This window comes from Paragemmobacter kunshanensis (assembly GCF_011059185.1).
Lineage (GTDB): Bacteria > Pseudomonadota > Alphaproteobacteria > Rhodobacterales > Rhodobacteraceae > Paragemmobacter > Paragemmobacter kunshanensis.
The window spans coordinates 1-627 of the sequence record NZ_JAALFE010000110.1; the positions used below are offsets into that span (position 1 = coordinate 1).

The 627-nt window shown below is 55.0% G+C and carries 1 pseudogene; it reads right to left on the minus strand.

The window, feature by feature from the left end:
- Nucleotides 1–444: 444 nt before the first annotated feature.
- A pseudogene (locus G5V65_RS22230) lies at nt 445–627 on the minus strand (hypothetical protein); the annotation flags it as partial.

Here is a 627-nt window from a genome sequence, read left to right on the forward strand (position 1 = left end):
GCCGTCAACGCCATGATTTATATGCGAAATATCACGATTACGACAGCGAAATCAGCGACTTACTTGGAGAATGTGGGCTAGTGTCGAACGGATTGCAGCGGCGCCAATCTCAGTTGCCGGCATCTCTTTCAGGGACCCGCCATAGGTGCCGATCGCGGTGCGTGTGGGGTAGCAAATTACGACTTGCTTGAGTGTCATGATGTGTTTTCCTTACTGGGTGGTCGGGATGGATTGATCCGAGAGTCCGCGCAGAACCGGTGTCCTCCGCTAGCACAAGTCAGCCTTTGAGACGATGACGAAGCCTGGCTCCGTAAGGAGCAGACATGGCTGCGCAACGCCAAGGCAGGATTGCGTCTAAATTGCAGATTGTTTTCACGTTCGCTCCTCATGCGCCTCAGCTTCTGAATTTCTTCGTGTCCATAAGACGCGGCTCGACCGGACTCGTTACACATGGAGGGCTGCGCACGAAGTCATCCGCCACGAAAAGTGGTTCGGATCCGTCTTCAAAATGCTGCGCATGTTCTGCGTGACTTTCAGCGACACACTGAACCCAAGATCACGCAGGACGGTCTCGCGCTCGAGCCGTTGTGCCTGCCCCGTCTGGCCAATTCGGCGTAGTTCCTTGTG